Here is a 20263-nt window from a genome sequence, read left to right as displayed (position 1 = left end):
GCTCCCGCCTCAAACGGCTGATCGCCTCAAAAAACGATAAAGTTCGGCCGGCCTATGATCGACGCCGCTCTGCATTTCCCCGGTGGCGGCGAGCTCTCCCGACGCCAGCATGCGGCGGCGGAAGGAATCTTTGTTGAGCTTTCGCCCGAGCACCGTTTCATGAACCTCTTGGAGCGCCAAGAGGGTAAAGCGCTCGGGCAAGAGCTGGAATCCAATGGGCGAGTAATCGAGCTTGCCCCGAATGCGCCGCACCGCGGCCCCCAAGATATCCTCGTGATCGAAGGCGAGCGGCATGGGCTCCCCCGTCTCGGCGGAGACGAGGGTCACGGGGCCGCCTGCTTCGCCCTCCCACGGCACGACCACGCGCGCCATGGTCCCCTGCCCCGATCGCCTCGGCGAGGCGTGCGATTGATCGAACCTCCGCGCGTCGACCAAGGCGAAGTAGCCAATGGAAATGACGCGCATCCGTGGATCGCGGTCGGGTTCGCCGAAGGTGCAGAGCTGCTCGACATAGACGTTCTCGAGCGAGCACTTGGTGCGAAGGACGCGAAAGGCCGCGTCCTCCAGCGGCTCGTGGATGCGAACGAAGCCGCCCGGCAAGGCCCAGCGCCCTTTGTGCGGGTGCTCCGCGCGCGGCACCACCAAGGTAAAGAGCTCACCGTTTCGAACGGTGAGCAGGACCACGTCCACCGTCACCGACGGACGCTCGAACTCGGCCGCCTCGTAGCGCTCCAAAAAGGCGGCCTCTTCGGGTGACTCGGGGGTCGTTCTCCCCCGTTTTCCGCTTTTGTTCGGGCTGGCCACCATATATGCAGAGAACATATATGCACATCGACTATAAGTCAAGGACGGCGGATCCGCGATGGCGGACGCTCCATTAGAGTGTGGGCGATGAATCCCAGTCGAGGCAATCGGGAGGCGTACGAGCGGTACTTGAAGGGAATGGACGCCTCGATGCGTCAAAAGGTGGCGCTCACCGCGGCGCACCTTCTTTGTACGGGCAAGGTGGCGGACATGGGAATGGGCTCCGGGGCGGGGAGCCATGCCCTGGCGGCGCTCTACCCCATGCTGGCCGTGGCCGGCGTCGATCTCGATCCGACCATGGTGGAGATGGCGCGCGAGCGCTTTCGGCTTCCCAACTTGGAGTTTTTGCAAGGCGACATCGCGGCGCGGATCTTCCCGGCGCGCACCTTGGACGGCATCTTCGACTCGTCGGTCCTTCACCACGTGACCACCTTCGGCGGCTACGAGCACGCGCGCGCGGCGGCCTGCCTCGCGAACCAGGCGGACGCGCTCAAGGACCACGGCGTCTTGGTCGTGCGCGATTTTCTCGCGCCGAACGGCGGCGACGATGCCGTGCTCCTCGATCTCCGCGCCGACGACGGCGACGATGGCGCGGACGATCCGCGCTCGTGCAGCACGGCGCGCTTGTTCGAGCGGTTCGCGCGGGAGTTTCGTGCGCTCCACGCGAGCCCGGGGTTCGCGCTCGAGACGGTGGCATCGGGCGACGCGACGTCGGGCACCGCGCCATCGGGCGGCGCGATATCGGCCGGGTGGCGCCGCTTTCGCACGACCTGGCGGCTGGCGACGGAGTTCGTTTTGCGAAAAGACTACCGCACAGACTGGGAGAGCGAGGTCAAGGAAGAGTATACGTACTTTACGCAGGCGGAGTTCGAGCAGCTGTTCGCCCGGCTCGGACTGCGCGTGCTCGCCTCGACCCCCATTCGCAATCCATGGATTGTACGCCATCGCTTTCGGGGCCAATTTTCGGCGCGGAACGGGCGCGGCGAGCCGCTGGAGTGGCCCGCGACGAATTACATCATCGCCGGCGAGAAGGTGCGCCCGGGCGAAGGCGTTCGCTTTCGCGAGACCGGCTCGGCGAGCGCGCTGGGCTTTTTGCGCATGGACTATTATCGCAGCTTGCGCGATGGCACCGTGTACGATCTGGTTCGCCGCCCGTACACGTCGGTCGACGTCGTTCCTTATTTCGAATTGGGCGGCGATGTCTTCGTGCTGGCGCGAATGAGCTATCCCCGTCCGATCCTCTGCGCGAACGCCAAGTCGCTCGCCCTCGACGAGAGCACGCCGCCGCACTACGTGACGGAGCCGCTCAAGGTGCTCCAGACGGACAAGCCGCTCGGGCAGACCGTGGAAGAGAAGCTCTTCGAGCGCGCGAACATCCCCGGCGCGCGCATCCGCGGTTTTCGCGCGGCGGGAACGTATTATCCCTCGCCGGGCGGCACGCAAGAAGAGGTGCGCTCCGTGCTGGTGGAGGTGGAGCCGGTCTTCGTGGAAGAGGACATCTCGCGCGCCTCCGGGTTCAGCACCTCGGGGCGCGTTCGCGCGCTGGAGGCGGAGCAGGTGCTGCGCTCGGCCCAAGTCGGCGGGCTCCCCGACGCGCGCCTGGAGCTCAATGTCTACGATCTGCTGGCGCAGCTGGGACGCGCACCGGGCCCGTGGATCGGCGAGAGCATCGAGCTCTCGGGCCGCCTCGAGGGCGTACGCACCACGCACCTGGGCGAGCTCGCGCAGAGGCCGAGCCGCCGCATGTTCGCGCGCACCGATCGCGCGGCGAGCACGGAGTTTCTCGCGCTGCACACGGGGCGCTTCGCCGAGCTGGACGCCGCCGGAGACGTCCTCACCGAGGCGAGCCTCGAATACGTCGTCCCAGAGCGTCTCGGCACCAACACCATCACGTGCGCCCTGCTCGCGCGCATCGACGGGGACATCTTCATGGCGGCCGACGACGACGATCTGCCGGCCGCACAATGTTTCCTAGGCAACAGCAATTTGCTGGTGACCCCCGCGTGGCGCATCCCCAAGAGCATCGGCACCATGGGCCGCGCGCGCGCCTGGATCGCCGAGCAGCTCGCGCGCGAATACGACGTCACCTTGGGCGAGACCTGGGAGCTCGGTGGCTCGTATCATCCATCGGCGGGCATATCGCCCGAGGTGGCGTTTCTCATCGCCGTGGAGGTGCTCCGCCAAGGGGATCGCGGCCGTCCGCTGCACTGGTTCCCGCTGCGCGAGGTGGCGTCGCACCTCGAGATCCTCCGCGATGGCCATCTGCGGATCGCCGCCCTTCGCGCCGCGCATGCGCTCGGCCAATATGCGCAATCCATCCCCGCCATGCGGCGTTCGGCCCCCCCATGAGCGCAGCGGCCACCCTGGGCGCCGGGCATCCTTTCAAATCGAGCCGGCTGCAGATCGCGGCGGCCTTCGCCAAGGAGGCGAACGGCGCCACGTACAACACGCCGACCTCGTTCGCAGCCTAAGAGACCTTTCGTGCGGTCGCGGAGGAGCTCGTGGCGCTCGGAGGATGTTGAGCTGCTGCGCGAGCGCGCGGGCCGCGGGATCTTTACTTCTTCTTGGTGAGCTCCACCTCGAGATCGATCGCCACGTCGTCACCCACCACGACGCCGCCGCTCTCGATGGCCTTGTTCCAGGTCATGCCGAACTCTTTGCGGTTGATCTTGGTGCTCGCCTGCGCGCCGCGCCGGATGCCGCCCCAGGGATCTTTGACCTCGGCGGTGAGGCCGGTCACCGTGAGGATCACCGGCTTCATCACGTTCTTGATCGTGAGGTTGCCGGTCACGAACAGCGTGTTGGCGTTCGCGCGCTCGACCTTGGTGGAGTCGAAGGTGATCTTCTGGAACTTGGTCACGTCGAGGAAGTCGGCGCTCTTGAGGTGCTCGTCGCGCTTGGCGTTGTCGGTGTTGATCGACGCCGCGTCGATATCCAGGTGCACCTTGGACTTGGTGATGTCCGCGTCGTCGATGGCGATGGCGCCCGTGAACTTGGTGAAGGTGCCGCGCACGGTCGACACCAGCATGTGCTTGACGCCGAAACCAACGCGGCTGTGCCCCGTGTCGACCTCGTAATCGGCGGCGAAGACGGCCGGGGCGGCGGCGAGCAGGAGCAAGGCAACTGCGGACGAGAGCATCTTTCGAATCTTCACGGTGGCATCCTTCTTTCTTTCAACCGGACTCAGGTCCGTTTTCGCTACGCGGTTATGCGGACTGTAGTCCGCTTCGTCAAGCCTAGACACGAAAACGGCCGTGCCGCATGCTCTTGGCATGGAAAGGCGGATCTCGCTACCGATTCAAGGGCGCCAGGCGCCCGTGGAGCGGGCCGACGCGGCGCGAAACCGCAGGCGCATTCTCGCCGCCGCGCGCAAGCTGCTCGCCAAGCGCCCCATCGACTCGATTGGCATGGACGAGCTGGCGCGGGCGGCGGGCGTGGGGAAAGGTACGATCTTCCGCCGCTTCGGCGACCGCAGCGCCCTTTGCATGGCGCTCTTGGACGAGAACGAGCGCGAGCTCCAGGAGAGCGTCCTGGCCGACTTTCATCTGCCAAAGGGCGCCTCGGCCTACCAGCGCCTCACCGTTTTTCTCGACGCCCTGTTCGCCTTCCACATCGACAACGCGCGCGTGCTGGTGGAAGCCGAAACCTACCGCCACCCGGAGGAGCGCTTCGCCCAACCCCCATACGTTTGGCGCCGCCGCGAGCTCGTCCGGCGCATCCAGCGCGCCAAAGACGCCGGCGACATCTCCCCCGGAGACACCGCCGTCACGTCCGAGCTCATCATGGCCGGCCTGGGCGCCCCGCTGCTCCTTTGGCAAGTGAAGCGCTTCGGCCGCAACGCGCTTCACCAGCGTGTGATGGGTATTTGGCAGCACTTACTTCAATATCGCGAACGAACGGACGAATGATGCCTGGCCGGCAGCGCCGATCGCTCGCTCCGGCGCGATGACGCGCGAGGGGTCGATCGCTCGGGCGCGATGACCTCGAGCCGAGCCGTCGTCCGCGCGAACGCGATGACCTCGAGCCGAGCCGTCGTCCGCGCGAACGCGATGGCCTCGAGCCGAGCCGTCGTCCGCGCGAACGCGATGACGCTCAGGGGGCGGTCTTCGTTCGCACGGTCAGGATGGCATTTTCGTCCGTGAAGAGGAGCTGACCGTCGCCGAGGGCGAGGAGGGCGCGCGGATGATTCAAGGTGGTGGGCAGGGTCCCGAGCCGGACCTTTCGCGCACCGCGTTGGCCCGCCAATGTGGAGACGCTGGCGGTGGCAGGGTCGATCGCGCGGATGGCGCTGTTCTCCTCGTCGGCGACGAAGAGGCGCCCGGATGCGTCGATCGTGAGCTCGGCGGGGCGGCGAAAGCGCGCAGCGCCGCCCACACCATCGACGAGCTCGTGCTCGCCCGGCGAGCCGGCGAGGGTGGAGACGGCGGCGGTGGCGATATCGATCTTGCGGATGGTGTGATTCTCGCGATCGGACACATAGAGATGACCCGCCAAGTCGGCCGCGAGCCCGTTGATCCAGTTGAACCGCGCCTGGGGCCCGATGCCGTCCTGGCTGCCGTATTGACCAGCGGTACCTGCCAAGGTCGTGACTTGGACGGTGGCGATGTCGATCGCGCGCACCGTATCGCCGAAGGAATCGGTCACATAGAGATGACCGGAGCCATCGTTGACGATGGCGTGCGGATGCGCGAAACGCGCTTGCAATCCGATGCCATCGACCGATCCGCCGTAGTCGGGCGAGCCGGCGATGGTGACCACGGCGTTGGTCGCGAGATCGATTTTGCGGATTGTATTGTTGAACGCATCGGCAACATACAAATTGCCGCCGTCCAGGGCAATGCCTTCGGGAGAGTAGAAGCGCGCATTCGCGCCCGTACCGTCGGCGGCGCCGGTTCGCTTCGGGCTGCCCGCGATGGTGGTGACCTCGCCGGTGGCGAGCACCATTTTGCGGATCACTTCGTTCATCGTATCGGCGATGTAAACGTTGCCCGCGCCATCGGCGACCATGGCATTGCTCTCGAAAAAGCGCGCCGCAGGCCCCACTCCATCGGCGTGCCCCTCGGTCGTCGGACGGCCCGCGAACGTGGTCACCTCGGCGCTGGCCACGGAGATCGTGCGCACGGCGTGGTGTCGGTTCTCCGTGACATAGAGATGGCCCGAACCGTCGGCGACGATGCCGTGTGGCCATCCAAACGAGGCGCCGCGGCCCGTGCCATCGACGACCGCATCGTCCCCGCTGCCGGCGAACGTCGAAACTCGGGCGGTGCCGAGGTCGATCGAGCGCACTTGCCCGTTCCAGTGCTCCGTCACGAAGAGTCGGCCGCTCGGATCGATCGCGAGCCCGGACGGCTCGCTGAAGCGCGCCGCGGAGCCGATGCCGTTGGTCCGGCCCGATTTGCCCGCAGCTCCCGCCAAGGTCGTCACCTTTCGGGTGGCGATGACAATCTTGCGAATGGTGTCGTTGTACGAATCTGCGACATAGAGGTTGCCGGACGTGTCGATCGCGAGCCCATCGGCCCCATAAAAGCGCGCCGCGGATCCAACGCCATCCGCCGAGCCATGGTTGCCCGCGGAGCCTGCAAACGTAGAAACCTCGGCGGTGGCCAGGACGATTTTGCGGATCGTGTGGTTGAGCATCTCGGATACATAGAGGTTGCCGGACGTGTCGATCGCGAGCCCATCGACTCCGTGAAAGCGCGCGGCTCGCCCGATACCGTCGGCGTATCCAGGCTCGCGTGCCGCGCCCGCAAAGGTGGAGACCTCGCCGGTGGCCAGGACGATCTTGCGAATGGTGCTGTTGTGGCCATCGCTCACATAGAGATTGCCGGCGCCGTCGGCCGCGACGCCACGCGGCCCGTCGAGGCGCGCCGCCTGTCCGACGCCATCGGCGGAACCGGGCGGATCCCACGAGGAGCCGGCGATGGTGGAGACCTCACCCGTGGCCAAAACGATCTTGCGAACGACATTGTTCGCGTCGTCGGCGACATACACATTTCCGGCCCCATCGAACGCCATGCCCACCGGCTCGTAAAAACGCGCCTCCGCGCCCGTACCATCGGCATTGCCGCGACCGCCGATGCCGCCCGCGAGCACGGCGAGCTCCGTTTCGTCGGCCGCGTGCGCGGAGAGCGCCTTCGAGCGGCTGGATGCGACCGTGGAATCGCTGCGAGCTCCCGAGCCGTCGGAGCAACTGGCAAGAACGAGGTTCGACAGCATGAGGAAGCGAATAGCGCGAATGGTTCTCATCGGGATCCTCCATGGACCGCGGGAGACCGCCTCCCACACGAGCAGGTTCGACGACGAGCCCGTCCGAGCATTCGATCGCCGAGCGCCTTTTTTCCGCGAATCGTCCGGAGAGGGCTCGACGATGCATCCCGCGCCAACCGACACAGCGACCACCGCCACCGGAGCCCCCTCTTCTCCAGCGCTCCGCGCCGATCGCACACCCGCCCGATGTGCGTACCTAGGCCTACGGTCGATCCTTCGACGTCGCCTCGAATCCGATAACCTGCACGCCATGACTCGCCTCATCACCATTCCGTTCTCGCACTACTGTGAGAAGGCGCGCTGGGTTCTCGATCGAAACGGCGTTGCCTACGATGAGGAGCGGTACATGCCGACGTTCCACTTCCCCGCGGCGATGCGCGCCCTCGTGGGGAGGGGAAAGGGCCTCCACGATCGCGCCTCGACCCGATTCTCGACCCCCATCCTGATTGGCGACGGCGTGCTGCTCACGGACAGCTCCGAGATCGTGCGGCATGTGGAGCCACGTCTCTTCGAGGATCCCGAGGCCCAACGCCTCGATGCCTATTTCGGGGACGAGCTCGGACCGCATAGCCGGCTTATCGTGTATTGGCACGCCCTGAAGGAGCCTCGTCTCCTGTTCGAGCTCGCCGACACGAACGTGTCGCGCCAGCAGGCGCTCTTGTTTCGCAGGCTCTACCCCATCGTGGCGACCATGGTGCGGACGCAGCTGCGCATCGACGAAGCCGCCTACCGCCGCTCCTTGGAGAGGGTGCGCCGCATCGCCGACGACGTCGCCCTGCGCCTCGCCGATGGGCGGCCCTTCCTTCTCGGCGATCGCTTCAGCGCAGCCGATCTCGCCTTCGCGGCCCTGTTCGCGCCGGCGATCCTCCCCGGGTGCGACGTTTATGGTGCCAAGCTCCCGGCGCCCAAACGGTTCCCCCCCGAGGCCCAGTCGTTCGTTCGTGAGCACCGCGACCATCCCGCGGGGCGCTTTGCGATGCGCATGTTCCGCGAGGAACGCCATCGGCGCACGTGACAGCTCGTGCCGCCGCGCGCGCCGGGCGATGTTGTCGTATCAGTCGCTCGGCTTGGCGAGTTTGACGATGGTGTTGCCTTCGATCCAGTAGACGAACCCGTTCCCGAGGGTCAGCGCCCTCGCGCGCACCCTCCTCGATGCGAGCACGACCGGCCCCGACTGCGGACAGCCTCCCAATGGGCAATGGCGCACGGTTCCATCGTTCGAGTTGAGCCAATAAACCCCGGTGGGATCGACTTCGACCTCCGAGCTGCCATCGTCGAAGGCAACGGTGGCACCCGCCCCGCAGTCTTCGAGCCCGCACTTGCGCAGCTCGGGGCGTGACCCAGGGCCGTGGGGCCCGGCATCGAGCCAATACGCGACCCCTGCGTGAACGCGAAATGGCCATCGGACGGACGAGGTGTTCGGCAGTATATTTGGTTCGCTGCACCCATCCGCCTCGACACACGTTCGCAGATCGTTTCGGAAGAGCTGGACATATACGGTATCGCCGTCGGTGGTCACCGCTTGGGGCTCACCGCCAAACACCCTGGACGGCCATTGTTCCCGCCTCCGCCCGCACTCGGGAAAGGCGCAACCGACCAAACGATCCCCGTAGATCCAGTAGGCGTGGGTCTTCCCAAGGATGAAGTGATCGAACGCATCGCTCGTAGAGTCCATACGGATTGGGCCCAGCGAGCAGCCTGATACCGGACAGCGCAGAACGTGATGGCGATCGTCGCAAACAAAGGAGTGGCAGCCGGTGAAATAGATGCTGTCTTCCGTGGCCGCAATATGATGCAAACGTTCGTGCTTCTCGAGGAGAAGCGCCGGTTCGCCCGCGCAACCCGTGGGTAAGGGGCATGATCGCACCCGTGTGCTCTCGGTCCAGAAAACCGATGTCGAGGTAACGGCCAATGCGGCAGGCTGGTCGAGCTGATGCTCGGGCCCCGCAACCACAATCGGCTCCGCCAGGATCGGGTGGATCGTGCGGGTCGTGCGGAGGCTCTCCTGGTACCCCGCCTCGCCGCCCTCGTCATCCAGATGCCGCACGTCGTTGCCGCACGCGACCATTGTCCCAAGTACGCCCAGGAGCGCCAAATACGAGCCGGACTTCATGAGCAAGCTCCTATCGATTCGCAAAGGTCAAGGAAGCCAAACAATCAAAAGTTCAATATGGACGAGACAACGCATTCAACGTGTGCGTTCACGCAGTACTGCGCAAGTCCATACGCTCTTTAAATGAAATATTTCGAAAACATTCGCAACATTTTGAAAATGCTCGATGTTCCCAATGGAGTCTTTGATTCGAAGGCTCACCCGAGCGCTTCAGACGCGCGGCGCGATCGGCGCGCGGAAGCGACGGCCCCAGTAGACGAAGAGCGCCAGCCCCACCAGCACGACATTGAACGGTGTTCGTGCGACTTCGCCGCGCGCGATGTGAAAGACGATGGCGCAAATCTGAAGAGCGGCGCAGCCCAAGGCCGCGAGCGCGGTCAAGCCGGGCTTGATGCGGGTGAGCGCGGGCAACAGGATCCCGACACCGCCGCACAGATCGATGACGCCGATGGCGTACAGAAAGGCCTCGGGAACTTGCCCGGCCCAGGGGATGGCCGCCGCCAGCTGGGGGATGGGGGTGAAGAGCTTCCACAGGCCGGTGCCGGTGAAGATCAGCGACACCAGCGCCTGGACGACCCACAGGCCGAGGTGAAGAGAATGGGACGGCTTCGCGCCGCCAGCGATCGGAGCTGTCGCGTTGATCATCGGATTCCTCGGGGTTTCGACGGTTACTTTCGTATGCCTCGTTACGGCACGTAACTAACGCTATGTTGCGTACCTGGCGACGGCCGACAAGGAGGCACATTGAAGTTACTGGGCAACGGAAGGATGACGAAAGGCTTCGACGCAGACTGCCCCGCCACGCGCGAGATCCTGAATCGGGTCGGCGACAAGTGGAGCGTGCTGGTGATCGTCATCCTGGCGGACGGCGCGAAGCGCTTCAACGACCTGAAACGATCGATCGGGGGCATCTCGCAGCGCATGCTGACCCTCACCTTGCGCGGCCTCGAGCAGGACGGGCTCGTGAAGCGCACCGTCTATCCAACGGTCCCGCCGCGCGTCGACTACGAGCTCACCCCCCTCGGACGAACCTTGCTCGAGCCCGTGACCGAGCTCGCCATGTGGGCGCAACGCCACCGTCCAAACGTCCAGAACGCCCGCGCCGCGTTCGAGCGCGCCGCGAAGCCCCCCGTCCCCCGGCGCGGCACGTGACCGTATGAGCGCCGATATCCATCGTGGCTCCGAGGTCTCGCGGTTGACCGACGCGATCGAGAACGCACCGGGCGGCCTTTCCATCGTCGCCGTGAGCGGGCCGGGGGGCGTGGGCAAGACGTACCTTCTGGGGCATGTCCTCGAGACCGTGGACCCCACGCGCCTCGGGTACTTGACCCTCCGGGCGAGCGCCGAGAACCCCGAGACGCGCGGGGACTTCTTCGGCACCCTCGAGGGCCTCTTTCCCCGTTCGCTTCCGGCGCCGGCCAATCCCGACAAAGACTACTTCCCCCACCTTCGCAACATCGCCACCAAGCACCGCAAGTTGGTCGCGAAGGTCGTGTCGGAGATCCAAAAACGAGGCGCACCCGAGTCGGTGCAGCGCATCGCCAAGAGCCTGCTCGATACGGGCCGCGCCCTCAACACGGTGGCGCCGCTGACGAAGCACGCGCTCGACGTATCGTGGTTGCGCGATTCGCAGGTCGAGGGCGCGCTCGATCTCGCGTGGAACCTCTTGAGCCAGCTCGGTCCGCTGCGCGAGTCCACCGCGCTCCCCGGGCCCCTTCGCGATCTCACGGGCGCGACCCGCGCGAACCGGTTGAAGCGCGACATTCATGGCCTCACCGCCGCCGAGCTGCGCGCGGATCTTTGCGCGGCCTTGGTCCGGTACGAGCGGAGGGATCTCGCGCGCTTCATGCACGCGCCCATCCCCGATCTCTCCCGGCTCCTGCTCGTGCTCGACGACTACGAGGCCATTCAAGGGGTCCTCGAGGACTTCCTCACCGGCGCGTTCGTGCAGCAGCTGGCGGGGGCGCCCTTTCGAACCGTCCTGGTCGTGCTGGGCCGCGACGATCTCGAGACGACCCACCCCGGCTGGGCGCAGCACTGCAGGCGCCATCTGCGCGAGCAGATACGCTTGGCCCCCTTCGACGAGGCGAGCGCGCTGGCGTTTCTTTCGGCGGCGGGCATCCCGGAGGCGCGCTGGAAGGCGCTCTACGAGTCCACCCAGGGATACCCTTACCTTCTCACCTTGGCGGTCGAAGAAGAACGCGAGCACGGGAGCGACTCCGTCACGTTCCTCCAGCGTTTCCTCGACCGCACGACGCGCTGGATGTCATCGCGCGAGCGCGACTGGTTCTACCGGGTGTGCTACCTCGATCGCGTCGACGAGGATACGCTTCGAACGCTCTTCCCCGAGGAGGAGGTCGAACGAATCCAGAGCTGGTTCGAGAAGGAGTCCTCGATCCGCGATCCCTCCGCCACGTACTTTCGCGTGCGCCCGCTGATCCGCGAGAAGGCGCTACGCTATTTGGCGGTGAGGGCCCCGAGCCGGCACCGCGAGCTCCTGGCGCGCGCCGAAGAGGCGAGCCGCGCGCCCGCCGCGAGCGCGCCCCCGAGCGAATGATTCGTTACCAGTGCCAATGATGGTGGTGATGGCGGTGAAAGCCGAATCCGATGCCCACGCCCGTGCCGATGGCAAACCCCGTATAGAAGCTGCTGCGGGGCCGGTAATAATAATAAGGCGGCGGATAATCATTGTAATAGACGTACGAAGGCACGGTCCGATACACCACGCGCGGCGCCGGCTGCGGCGGGGGCAAATACCGCGGCGCCTGCGACGGCAGCGCCGGAAGCGGGCCGACCTGGCTCGTCGGCCTGGGGCTCGCATCCGTCGAAGGCGCGGGTGCTGCGGGCGCGGGCGCTGCGGGCGCGACGGGAGCCGGTGCCGCCGCGAGAGGGGCTGCCAGAGCCGCCACATCGACAGGTGCGCCGGGCTCGCTCATCGGCGCGGGCTCGCGCGGCGGAATCGCCATCAAGCTGGCCCGGCCATGAACGGTGGGCTGCACCGGTTGAACGTAGGCCTCCTCGGCGCAGCCGGTCACGAACGAGCCGGCCAGAAGAGCAAAAGGCGCGACGAATCCAAGGCGGGAAAAGGGGTTCATGGGACTTGTCCCACAGCTTAAGCAAGAGGCAGTCCTGCGCAAGAGAGGCCCATTTCGTCGTGTTTTTGTCATCGTGTGACGCTGAGTTCACAGTCCACCCTCGGCCGGATCGTGTTCCAATCGGAGCCATGGCCCCGACACAATCCGTCAAAAGCAACGTTTCACCCGAAGAGTGGCAGCAGCGCGTCGATCTGGCAGCGGCATATCGCCTGGTGGCGCTCTACGGATGGGACGATCTGGTGTTCACCCATTTGACGGCTCGGGTGCCTGGCCCCGAGCACCACTTTCTCATCAACCCGTACGGGATGATGTTCGACGAGATCACTGCCTCGTCCTTGGTGAAGGTGGACCTCGACGGCAACAAGGTGATGGACTCGCCGTATTCCATCAACCCCGCCGGCTTCACCATCCACAGCTGTGTGCACGCCGCGCGCGAGGATGCGCGCTGTGTGCTGCACGCGCACTCCATCAACGGCGTGGCCGTCTCCGCGCAAAAAGAAGGGGTGCTCCCCATCTCGCAGCAGGCGACCATCGTCCTCGCCTCGCTCGCGTATCATGATTACGAGGGCATCGCCTTGCGCGACGACGAAAAGCCGAGGCTCGTCCGGGATCTCGGGCAGAAGAACTTCCTCATGCTGCGCAACCACGGCCTGCTCACGGTGGGCCCGACGGTCGCCGATGCGTTCCTCTTTTTGTACGTCTTCGAGGCGGCGTGCATGATCCAAGTGCGCGCGCTCGCCGGCAGCCGCGAGCTCGTTCCGGTCGCAAAGCCAATCCTCGACGGCGTGCAGCAAGCCGCGCAGCAGGTCACCCGCGGCCTGGGCGGATCCCTCGCCTGGCCGGGGCTCTTGCGAAAGCTGGATCGCTCCAATCCCGGTTATGCCGATTAGGCGTGCAACCCCATGCCCCGCAAGCTAGTTCCGAGTCTCAGGCCCATGACCCCTCGACCTCTTCGGACCATCGGGCGCGGAGCCGCTCCTCGCGCTCTTCGTGCTCCTCGTGCTTCCTTTGCGCTCCTGGCGTTCTCCGCGCTCGCCGCGTGCGGCGTGGGCGCATGCGGCGGGCAGAAGCCACCGGCCCCCGTTCAAGAGACGCAGGCCAAGGCCATCGCCCCCCCGCAGCCCACCTTGCGCCTGCCCGAGAACGCCCGGCCGGTGCGCTACGATCTCGATCTCACGCTCGATCCCTCGAAGGACGACTTCGCCGGGGCGGTTGGGATCGATCTCACCGTCCAGCAGCCGACCACCGTCATCTGGCTGAACGCGCGCGCCTTGCGGATCCGCGAGGCCCACGTCACCTTCGGCGGTAAAAAGTCGGCGGCGCGCGTCCTCCCCGGCGGCGACGACTTCGTGGGGTTCGCGTTCGATCGCCCCATCGGCCCCGGCGCCGCGCGGCTCGACGTCGCGTACGAGGGACACGTCGACAAAGATCGCCAAGCGGGCCTTTATCGTGTGAGCGAGGGGCGCGGGAACGACGATTGGTACCTCTACAGCGTCTTCGAGCCCATCGACGCGCGCCGCGCGTTCCCCTGCTTCGACGAGCCCGCGTACAAGGTGCCGTGGAAGATCGCGCTGCACGTCAAGAAGGAGCACGTGGCGCTCGCCAACGCCAAGGTCGAATCGGAGACGCCGGGCCCGAACGGCATGAAGACGGTGGTCTTCGAGGAGAGCAAGCCGCTCCCGAGCTACCTGGTCGCCTTGGTCGTGGGCCCCTTCGATGTGCTCGACGCGGGCACCGCGGGCCATCATGGAACGCCGCTACGCTTCGTGGTGCCCAAAGGCCGCGGCGGGGAAACGCGCTACGCGACGGAGGTCACCACCAAGCTGGTCGGCGTCCTCGAAGATTATTTCGGCATGCCGTATCCGTACGGCAAGCTCGATGTGGCGGTGGTGCCGCGCTATGCGGGCACCATGGAGCACCCGGGCCTGGTGGCCTTGGGGCAGCCCATCACCTTGATTCGCCCCGATGAAGAGACGCCGGCGCGCAAGCAGTTCTACGCGCACATCGGCGGGCACGAGCTGGGGCACTACTGGTTCGGCGACTACGTCACCATGACGTGGTGGGACGATCTCTGGCTCAACGAAGCCTTCACCACCTGGATCGACGTCAAGGTCACCCGCGCCATCGATCCCTCGTGGAACACGGACCAGGGCCGCCTCCGGCTGCGCGGGCGCGCCATGGGGACCGATGCTCTGGCCACCGCCCAGCCCATTCGGGTGCCCATCACCTCGGACCACGACATCGCCAACACCTTCAGCGCCGACATCACGTACCTCAAGGGCGCGCAAGTCATCCGCATGTTCGAGAACTTCCTCGGACCGGAGAAGTTCCAAAGCGCCGTTCGCCGCTACATGAAGGAGCACGCGTGGAAGAACGCCACCACGGACGACTTCCTCGCGGCGCTCCAGGCCGAGACGGGGCAAGACATCGGTCCGGCCTTCAAAACGTTCATCGACCAACCCGGCGTTCCCCTCGTCGCCGCCGACCCCATCTGCACCAAAGACGCGGCACCGCAGCTCCTGGTCGCCCAGCAGAGGTTCATCCCCACCGGATCCGAGGCGAGCCCCGATCAAAGCTGGCAGATCCCCGTCTGCGTCAAATACGGGACCAAAAAAGGAGTAACGCGCGAGTGCACCCTTTTGCGCACCTCCCGCAGCGCCATCACCCTGGACGCGGAGCCGAGCTGCCCCGATTGGGTGCTGCCAAACGAAGGGGGCGCGGGCTATTACCGCTCGAACGTCAATGCGGCCGCGCTCTCCAAGCTGCTCAAAACGGCATGGCCCAATCTGGACCCCTTGGAAAAGATTGCCCTGGTCTCCGACGCAGCCGCGCTGACGCACAATGGCACCCTTGGCATCGCCGAGGCCCTCGCCTTCGTTCCAGCCATGCTCAAAGGCGCCGATCGGCACCTGATTGAAACGACCTTCGAAATCGTCGAGCAAGCTCGAAAGGATGTTTTGCGGCCCGAGCTCGTGCCCTCGTATGCAAAATACATTCGCTCCTTGTATGGCGAGAAGGCCAAGGCCCTTGGCTGGACATCGAAGCCGGGCGAGGACAATGACACCCGGGTTTTGCGCGCAAACGTGCTCCGCATGGTCGGGGACCTCGGCGAGGATCCTGCGGTGCGTAAAAAGGCCTACGAGCTGGTCGTCAAATGGCTCTCGGACCGCAAAGCGCTGGAGCCCGATGTGCTGGAGACGGCGCTGATCTTGGCCGCCAAGAGCAAAGACCGCGATCTCTGGAACCGCCTTCGCCAGGCCGCGCGGGCCAGCCATGACCGGAGCGAGCGGGCCATGATCTTTACGGCGCTCGGGAATTTCAGGGATTCCGCGCTCATGAAAGAGACGTTCGATCTTCTCCTATCGAACGAAATCGAGATGCGCGACGGACAAGGCATCGTGACCGCCGCCCTGGCCGAGCGCGAGAGCCGCGATCAAGCCTACGAGTTCCTTACGAAAAACTTCGACACCATCGCGACGCGCACCGGTCGCCGCGATGGCAATCTCCTGTTGCGGGCCGCCGCAACCTACTGCGACAAGGAGCACCACGACGAGGCCGTCCGCTTCTTCACCGATCGCGCGAAGACCATCGAGGGCGGGCCTCAAATCCTGGCCAACGCACTGGAAAGACAAGTGCTTTGCATCGCCCAACGCGAACGAAACGAGAAGCCCATCGAGGCGTTTCTAAAAACCATCCGATAGGACGCCAAATTCATCACCTCGTCACAATAAGCTGATAACTGTGCGACCAAAGAGGTCGTCACATGCGTTTGCGTTGGGTTTCTATTCTGGCCGTTCTTTCCAGTGCCATTGTGCTCCAGTCCGTCGGTTGCTCCGACGACTCCACGTTGGTCGCCAATCCCTTCGATGGAGGCTCCCCCGCCCCCGTCGATGCGGGCCGCCCCGCCCCCGTCGATGCGGGTCCCCCAGTCGACGGCGGATCGGCCATCAAGCCGGGCTCGAAGGCCACCTTCGCCGTGCTCGAGACGACGGACTTGCACACGAACGTGCGGAGCTACGATTATTTCAAGCTGGCCGAGGACAAGAGCATCGGCCTCGAGCGCACCGCGACGCTCATCAAGCAGGCGCGCAAAGAGTTCCCCGACTCGATCCTGGTCGACAACGGCGACACCATTCAAGGGACGGTCCTCGCCGACCACCAGGCCGTCGTCACCCCCATTCCGTGCAATCAGCCCCTCGCCCAACACAAGGCGATGAACAACCTCGCCTTCGACGTCGGCGGCGTTGGAAACCACGAGTTCAACTACGGCCTCGGCTACCTCTCGCAGGTCACGCATACGCCGTTCGACGTAGAGGGGGTCACTACCTCGGGCAACGCCTCGTGCGCGGGCCCCGCGTTTCCGGTGGTGCTCTCCAACGTGTTCAGCACCAAGACGAACCAGCCGATTTTCCCGCCGAGCGCCATCGTCGAGAAGACCATCACGGCCACCGATCCGGATGGAAAGCCCGTGCAGACGAAGCTCAAGGTGGGCTTCCTCGCCTTCACGCCACCGCACATCCTCAATTGGGACAAGCGCTGGCTCGAAGGCAAAGTCTACACGAAGGGCGTGCAGGAAGTCGCGCCGCCCATCGTGCAGGACCTTCGCTCCAAGGGCGCGGACATCGTGGTGGCGATCATCCACGGCGGCATCAGCGCGTACACCGACACATCGAAGACGCCGCCCGCGCCGACCCCCGTCCCGTACTCGGCCGATCTCGAGAGCCAGGCGTACTACTTGGCGCAGGTGCCTGGCATCGACGCGATGCTCATGGGCCACTCGCACCAGGTCTTCCCCGACAAGGCCTCGACCACCCCCGGCTTCAACGTGCCGAACGTGGACAAGGACAAGGGCCTGGTCCATGGCGTGCCCTCGGTCATGGCGAACTTCTGGGGCCAGCACCTGGGCGTCATCCGGCTGCCGCTCGCGTTCGACGGCAAGCACTGGAGCGCGACCAAGGCCGAGGCCGTGGTCGAGGCGCGCCCGATTGCCACCACGTGCATGGGCGGCAAGGCGGTCGCGTGCGACGCAGACGGCAAGTGGCGCACGGGCGCCGTGTGCGCGTTCGCGACCGCGTGCACCGGGGTGGCCGACAAGACCAAGGTGTTCATCGATGCGGATTCGAGCATCGCGACATCGGTCGAAAGCGAGCACCAGGCGACCATCACGTACGTCAAGACGCCCATTGGCGATTCGGACTTCGATATGTCCACGTACTTCGCAGAGGTCGGCGATGTGACGGCCATCCAGGTCGTCAATGAAGCGCAGACCGAGTACGTGTCGGATTACGTCAAGGCGAACCTGCCGCAATACGCGTCCTTGCCCGTGCTCTCGGTGAGCGCACCGTTCAAGAGCGGCTTCCAAGGCGGCAACGATTACACCGACGTGCACTCGGGCAAGCTGGCCATCAACAACGCGGCCGATCTGTACCTGTACCCCAACACGGTGTACGCGGTGAAGGTCACCGGCAAGACCATTCAAGACTGGCTCGAGGTCGCCGCCACCCGCTTCAAGACCATCAGCCTCACGAGCACGGCCGATCAGGAGCTGATCAACAACTCGCAGCCCGGCTACAACTTCGACGCGTTCTCCTCGCCGGACGTCGCGTACGAGATCGACGTAACCCAGGAGCCGAAAAAGGGCCGCATCAAGAACCTCACCTACAAGGGAACACCGGTCGATCCCGCGAAGGAGTACATCGTGGCCACCAACAACTACCGCGCCACCGGCGGTGGTAACTTCCCGGGTCTGGACGGCTCGAAGACCATCTTCGCGTCACCAGACACGAACCGCGATGTGCTGATCGAATACATCAAGAAAAAGAAGAACCTCACCCGCGTGGCCAATGGCTCGGCGCGCAGCTGGAAATTCACCAAGGTGGTAACGGCAGGGAAGGTGCTTCTGCACTCCGCGCGTGGCAAAATCGCCCTTGCACAGGCCGCTGGGATCAACAATGTTACGGTTCTTGCGGAGGATGATGGCTCGGGTAAGGGCCTCTCGCTATATGGCGTGGATCTCAATAACCCCTAAAACAAGCATTGCGCTCCTCGCCGCCTTGTCGCTCGTGGCGATGGCGGCGGGAGCGGCAGCGATCTGGACCTCGGACTTCGGAGCGCAAACCGCGGAGGAAGCGCCGCAGGAGTCCCGCGAGTCCCACGAGAATGAGGAGCAGCCGCGCCCATCGAGCGCACGCGAGGAGCCGCAGGCGCCCCCGCTGCCCTCGTTCGTGTACCTTCAAACGCGCACCGAGGCGCGCGAGGTGCACGAGGCCATCGAAACGCTGACCAAGGCGGCGAACGATGGCAATGTCATCGCCGAGCTCACGCTCGGAAAGGCGTACCTCCAGGGCGTGCCGACCCTCCCGAAGGACCCCGCCCGCGCGCACGACTGGTTCGCGCGCGCCGCGGAGACCGGAAACGCCAACGCCGCGTACTACATGGGGGTCATGAGCAAGAGCGGCGAGGGCACGAAGCGGGATCCCGAAGAGGCCATCCGCTGGTTCGAAAAAGCCGCAGACGCCGGATCGGCGCACGCCATGCTCCTCCTCGCCAACGCATACCGCAACGGCGAAGGCGTCGCGGCCGACCCGAAGAAGGCCCTCGACCTGTACCAGCGCGCCGCCGAGCTGGATCACCCGGCCGCGCTCCAAGCCCTCGCCATGGCCTACCAACGCGGCGAGCTCGGACTCTCGCCCGACGAAGCCGAATCCCGCCGCTACACCATGGAAGCCGAGCACGCGCTGCAGCACGCGCCCGATCTGCCGTAGGCGTCCCGTCTCGACGAGCGCCGGGATCACCGCCAACCCTGCGCGAGGCGAAGCACGCCCCGCCGCCCCGGCCGGCTCCTTCGCGATCGCACGCGTGCGTGGCGCGGCCCGATTGGCACGCGACGCACGCATTTCGACGCGTGTACGCTCCGGCGTGGCCCAACAACCATGGCGCGGCGCGATGTCCAATTCGAGTCGGCACTCGTCATCGGCCCCGCGGCGCGCCATCCAGGGCGACGGCGCTTCTTGCGGCGGGATCGCGTGAAAATTCCTCCGCTTGGTCGTGCAGGTGCGCTCCCGCGAACCGCTCGCGCGCATCCCTTTTCGACCCCGCGCCCACTCGGCTTTCACGGCAGCTTCGTCCGGCCGTGATATCGTGGAGGGATGCTCCTCGCGCAGATCAGCGATTTTCACGTCGGCAAACTCGGTTCGTCGATTGATACGGAATATCGCACCTCGGAACATCTGCGCCGCGCGGTGGAGCACATCAACCGCCTCGCTCCACGGCCCGACGTGGTGCTCTGTACAGGCGACTTGGTGGACGAAGGGAGCACCGAGGAGTACGCGCGCCTCGTCGCGCTGCTGGCCGAGCTCACGATGCCGTTCTACGTGGTGCCGGGCAACCACGACCATCGCGAGAACCTGCGCGCCGCCTTTGGGGGGCGCGGGTATCTCCCGGCGGAGGGCTTCCTTCAGTACACGGTCGATCTGGGGGAGCTGCGGCTGATCGCGCTCGACACCCATGTGCCGGGCGCCCCCGGCGGTTTGCTCTGCGCCGAGCGGCTCGCGTGGCTCGATGCGCGTCTCGGTGAGGAGCCGCAGCGCGCGACCGTGGTGATGCAGCACCATCCCCCGTTCCGCAGCGGCATTTCCTACATCGACACCATGGGGCTCGAGGGCATCGAGGGCTTTACCGAGGTGGTGGCGCGGCACCCTCAGGTCGAACGCGTTCTCTGCGGGCACCTGCACCGTCCCATCGTTCGCAGGGTCGCCGGCACGGTGGCCATGACGTGCCCGAGCACCTCGCACCAGCTGGAGCTCGATCTCCGCGAGCCGGGCCGCCTCGCGCTCGTCGACGAGCCGCCGGTGTGCCTCCTTCACGTCTTTCGGGAAGGGCTCGGGCTGATCACCCACTCCAGCTACATGCGCGACTTCGGAGCGCCGCACGTCCTCGTCGAGGTGTGATCGGCGCGTTCCCGCGCCGGCGTGGCGCTCGCCCG

General features: G+C 65.7%; 16 protein-coding genes. 10 read left to right on the top strand and 6 right to left on the bottom strand.

What is annotated here, in order from left to right:
- Positions 1 to 9: 9 nt before the first annotated feature.
- Positions 10 to 822: an NUDIX domain-containing protein gene (locus tag LZC94_03920; GenBank protein WXB16427.1), complete on the bottom strand. Its 813-nt coding sequence runs from the start codon at positions 820 to 822 to the stop codon at positions 10 to 12.
- A 69-nt stretch (positions 823 to 891) separates the two neighbouring features.
- Here LZC94_03920 and LZC94_03915 point away from each other — a divergent pair, with 69 nt between their 5' ends.
- Entirely contained in the window at positions 892 to 3153 is a 2262-nt protein-coding gene (locus LZC94_03915) for a class I SAM-dependent methyltransferase (protein ID WXB16426.1), read from the top strand.
- A 205-nt stretch (positions 3154 to 3358) separates the two neighbouring features.
- Here LZC94_03915 and LZC94_03910 read toward each other — a convergent pair whose 3' ends face one another.
- A complete protein-coding gene (locus LZC94_03910; protein WXB20342.1) occupies positions 3359 to 3952 on the bottom strand; it encodes a YceI family protein in 594 nt (197 codons plus the stop codon).
- Positions 3953 to 4076: 124 nt separating this feature from the next.
- On the opposite strand from LZC94_03910, the gene LZC94_03905 reads away from it, so the two are divergent.
- Positions 4077 to 4712, top strand: coding sequence for a TetR/AcrR family transcriptional regulator (locus tag LZC94_03905; GenBank protein WXB16425.1), 636 nt, complete (start codon positions 4077 to 4079; stop codon positions 4710 to 4712).
- 184 nt (positions 4713 to 4896) lie between these two features.
- Here the strand turns inward: LZC94_03905 and LZC94_03900 are convergent, their stop codons facing one another.
- A complete protein-coding gene (locus LZC94_03900; GenBank protein WXB16424.1) occupies positions 4897 to 7050 on the bottom strand; it encodes a hypothetical protein in 2154 nt (717 codons plus the stop codon).
- A 271-nt stretch (positions 7051 to 7321) separates the two neighbouring features.
- Here LZC94_03900 and LZC94_03895 point away from each other — a divergent pair, with 271 nt between their 5' ends.
- On the top strand, positions 7322 to 8086 hold the full coding sequence (locus tag LZC94_03895; protein WXB16423.1) for a glutathione S-transferase C-terminal domain-containing protein: 765 nt from the start codon (positions 7322 to 7324) through the stop codon (positions 8084 to 8086).
- A gap of 39 nt (positions 8087 to 8125) precedes the next feature.
- On the opposite strand, the gene LZC94_03890 is transcribed toward LZC94_03895, so the two are convergent.
- Both LZC94_03890 and LZC94_03885 read right to left on the bottom strand, forming a co-directional pair.
- Positions 8126 to 9184, bottom strand: coding sequence for a hypothetical protein (locus tag LZC94_03890; protein ID WXB16422.1), 1059 nt, complete (start codon positions 9182 to 9184; stop codon positions 8126 to 8128).
- 210 nt (positions 9185 to 9394) lie between these two features.
- Positions 9395 to 9829: a DoxX family protein gene (locus LZC94_03885; protein WXB16421.1), complete on the bottom strand. Its 435-nt coding sequence runs from the start codon at positions 9827 to 9829 to the stop codon at positions 9395 to 9397.
- Positions 9830 to 9952: 123 nt separating this feature from the next.
- Here LZC94_03885 and LZC94_03880 point away from each other — a divergent pair, with 123 nt between their 5' ends.
- Both LZC94_03880 and LZC94_03875 read left to right on the top strand, forming a co-directional pair.
- Entirely contained in the window at positions 9953 to 10336 is a 384-nt protein-coding gene (locus LZC94_03880; protein WXB16420.1) for a helix-turn-helix transcriptional regulator, read from the top strand.
- 4 nt (positions 10337 to 10340) lie between these two features.
- A complete protein-coding gene (locus LZC94_03875; GenBank protein WXB16419.1) occupies positions 10341 to 11741 on the top strand; it encodes an AAA family ATPase in 1401 nt (466 codons plus the stop codon).
- Between the two features lie 4 nt (positions 11742 to 11745).
- Here the strand turns inward: LZC94_03875 and LZC94_03870 are convergent, their stop codons facing one another.
- Positions 11746 to 12279 carry a hypothetical protein gene (locus tag LZC94_03870; protein ID WXB16418.1) on the bottom strand — a complete coding sequence of 178 codons (534 nt, stop codon included), beginning with the start codon at positions 12277 to 12279 and terminating at the stop codon, positions 11746 to 11748.
- Positions 12280 to 12407: 128 nt separating this feature from the next.
- On the opposite strand from LZC94_03870, the gene LZC94_03865 reads away from it, so the two are divergent.
- The 5 genes from LZC94_03865 to LZC94_03845 all read left to right on the top strand — a co-directional run bounded on the left by LZC94_03865 (position 12408) and on the right by LZC94_03845 (position 20228).
- The gene (locus LZC94_03865; protein ID WXB16417.1) at positions 12408 to 13169 is read left to right on the top strand and encodes a class II aldolase/adducin family protein; all 762 of its coding nucleotides are present in this window, start codon (positions 12408 to 12410) and stop codon (positions 13167 to 13169) included.
- 45 nt (positions 13170 to 13214) lie between these two features.
- Positions 13215 to 15980, top strand: a complete 2766-nt coding sequence (locus tag LZC94_03860) for a M1 family metallopeptidase (GenBank protein WXB16416.1) — start codon at positions 13215 to 13217, stop codon at positions 15978 to 15980.
- A gap of 62 nt (positions 15981 to 16042) precedes the next feature.
- Positions 16043 to 18307: a 5'-nucleotidase C-terminal domain-containing protein gene (locus LZC94_03855; protein ID WXB16415.1), complete on the top strand. Its 2265-nt coding sequence runs from the start codon at positions 16043 to 16045 to the stop codon at positions 18305 to 18307.
- Between the two features lie 34 nt (positions 18308 to 18341).
- The gene (locus tag LZC94_03850) at positions 18342 to 19043 is read left to right on the top strand and encodes a sel1 repeat family protein (protein WXB20341.1); all 702 of its coding nucleotides are present in this window, start codon (positions 18342 to 18344) and stop codon (positions 19041 to 19043) included.
- Positions 19044 to 19427: 384 nt separating this feature from the next.
- Positions 19428 to 20228: a phosphodiesterase gene (locus LZC94_03845; protein ID WXB16414.1), complete on the top strand. Its 801-nt coding sequence runs from the start codon at positions 19428 to 19430 to the stop codon at positions 20226 to 20228.
- Positions 20229 to 20263: the final 35 nt, after the last annotated feature.

The organism is Sorangiineae bacterium MSr11954, from assembly GCA_037157815.1.
GTDB lineage: Bacteria > Myxococcota_A > Polyangia > Polyangiales > Polyangiaceae > Pendulispora > Pendulispora albinea.
The sequence above is the reverse complement of the archived record's forward strand: the minus strand, read 5'-3'. Positions and strand labels throughout refer to the sequence as shown.

What these genes read in the sequence shown, in the direction of transcription:
- LZC94_03920 (WXB16427.1), bottom strand. Translation starts at nt 822, where the DNA reads ATGTTCTCTGCATATATGGTGGCCAGCCCGAACAAAAGCGGAAAACGG.
- LZC94_03915 (WXB16426.1), top strand. Translation starts at nt 892, where the DNA reads ATGAATCCCAGTCGAGGCAATCGGGAGGCGTACGAGCGGTACTTGAAG.
- LZC94_03905 (WXB16425.1), top strand. Translation starts at nt 4,077, where the DNA reads ATGGAAAGGCGGATCTCGCTACCGATTCAAGGGCGCCAGGCGCCCGTG.
- LZC94_03900 (WXB16424.1), bottom strand. Translation starts at nt 7,050, where the DNA reads ATGAGAACCATTCGCGCTATTCGCTTCCTCATGCTGTCGAACCTCGTT.
- LZC94_03895 (WXB16423.1), top strand. Translation starts at nt 7,322, where the DNA reads ATGACTCGCCTCATCACCATTCCGTTCTCGCACTACTGTGAGAAGGCG.
- LZC94_03890 (WXB16422.1), bottom strand. Translation starts at nt 9,184, where the DNA reads ATGAAGTCCGGCTCGTATTTGGCGCTCCTGGGCGTACTTGGGACAATG.
- LZC94_03885 (WXB16421.1), bottom strand. Translation starts at nt 9,829, where the DNA reads ATGATCAACGCGACAGCTCCGATCGCTGGCGGCGCGAAGCCGTCCCAT.
- LZC94_03880 (WXB16420.1), top strand. Translation starts at nt 9,953, where the DNA reads ATGACGAAAGGCTTCGACGCAGACTGCCCCGCCACGCGCGAGATCCTG.
- LZC94_03875 (WXB16419.1), top strand. Translation starts at nt 10,341, where the DNA reads ATGAGCGCCGATATCCATCGTGGCTCCGAGGTCTCGCGGTTGACCGAC.
- LZC94_03870 (WXB16418.1), bottom strand. Translation starts at nt 12,279, where the DNA reads ATGAACCCCTTTTCCCGCCTTGGATTCGTCGCGCCTTTTGCTCTTCTG.
- LZC94_03865 (WXB16417.1), top strand. Translation starts at nt 12,408, where the DNA reads ATGGCCCCGACACAATCCGTCAAAAGCAACGTTTCACCCGAAGAGTGG.
- LZC94_03860 (WXB16416.1), top strand. Translation starts at nt 13,215, where the DNA reads ATGACCCCTCGACCTCTTCGGACCATCGGGCGCGGAGCCGCTCCTCGC.
- LZC94_03855 (WXB16415.1), top strand. Translation starts at nt 16,043, where the DNA reads ATGCGTTTGCGTTGGGTTTCTATTCTGGCCGTTCTTTCCAGTGCCATT.
- LZC94_03845 (WXB16414.1), top strand. Translation starts at nt 19,428, where the DNA reads ATGCTCCTCGCGCAGATCAGCGATTTTCACGTCGGCAAACTCGGTTCG.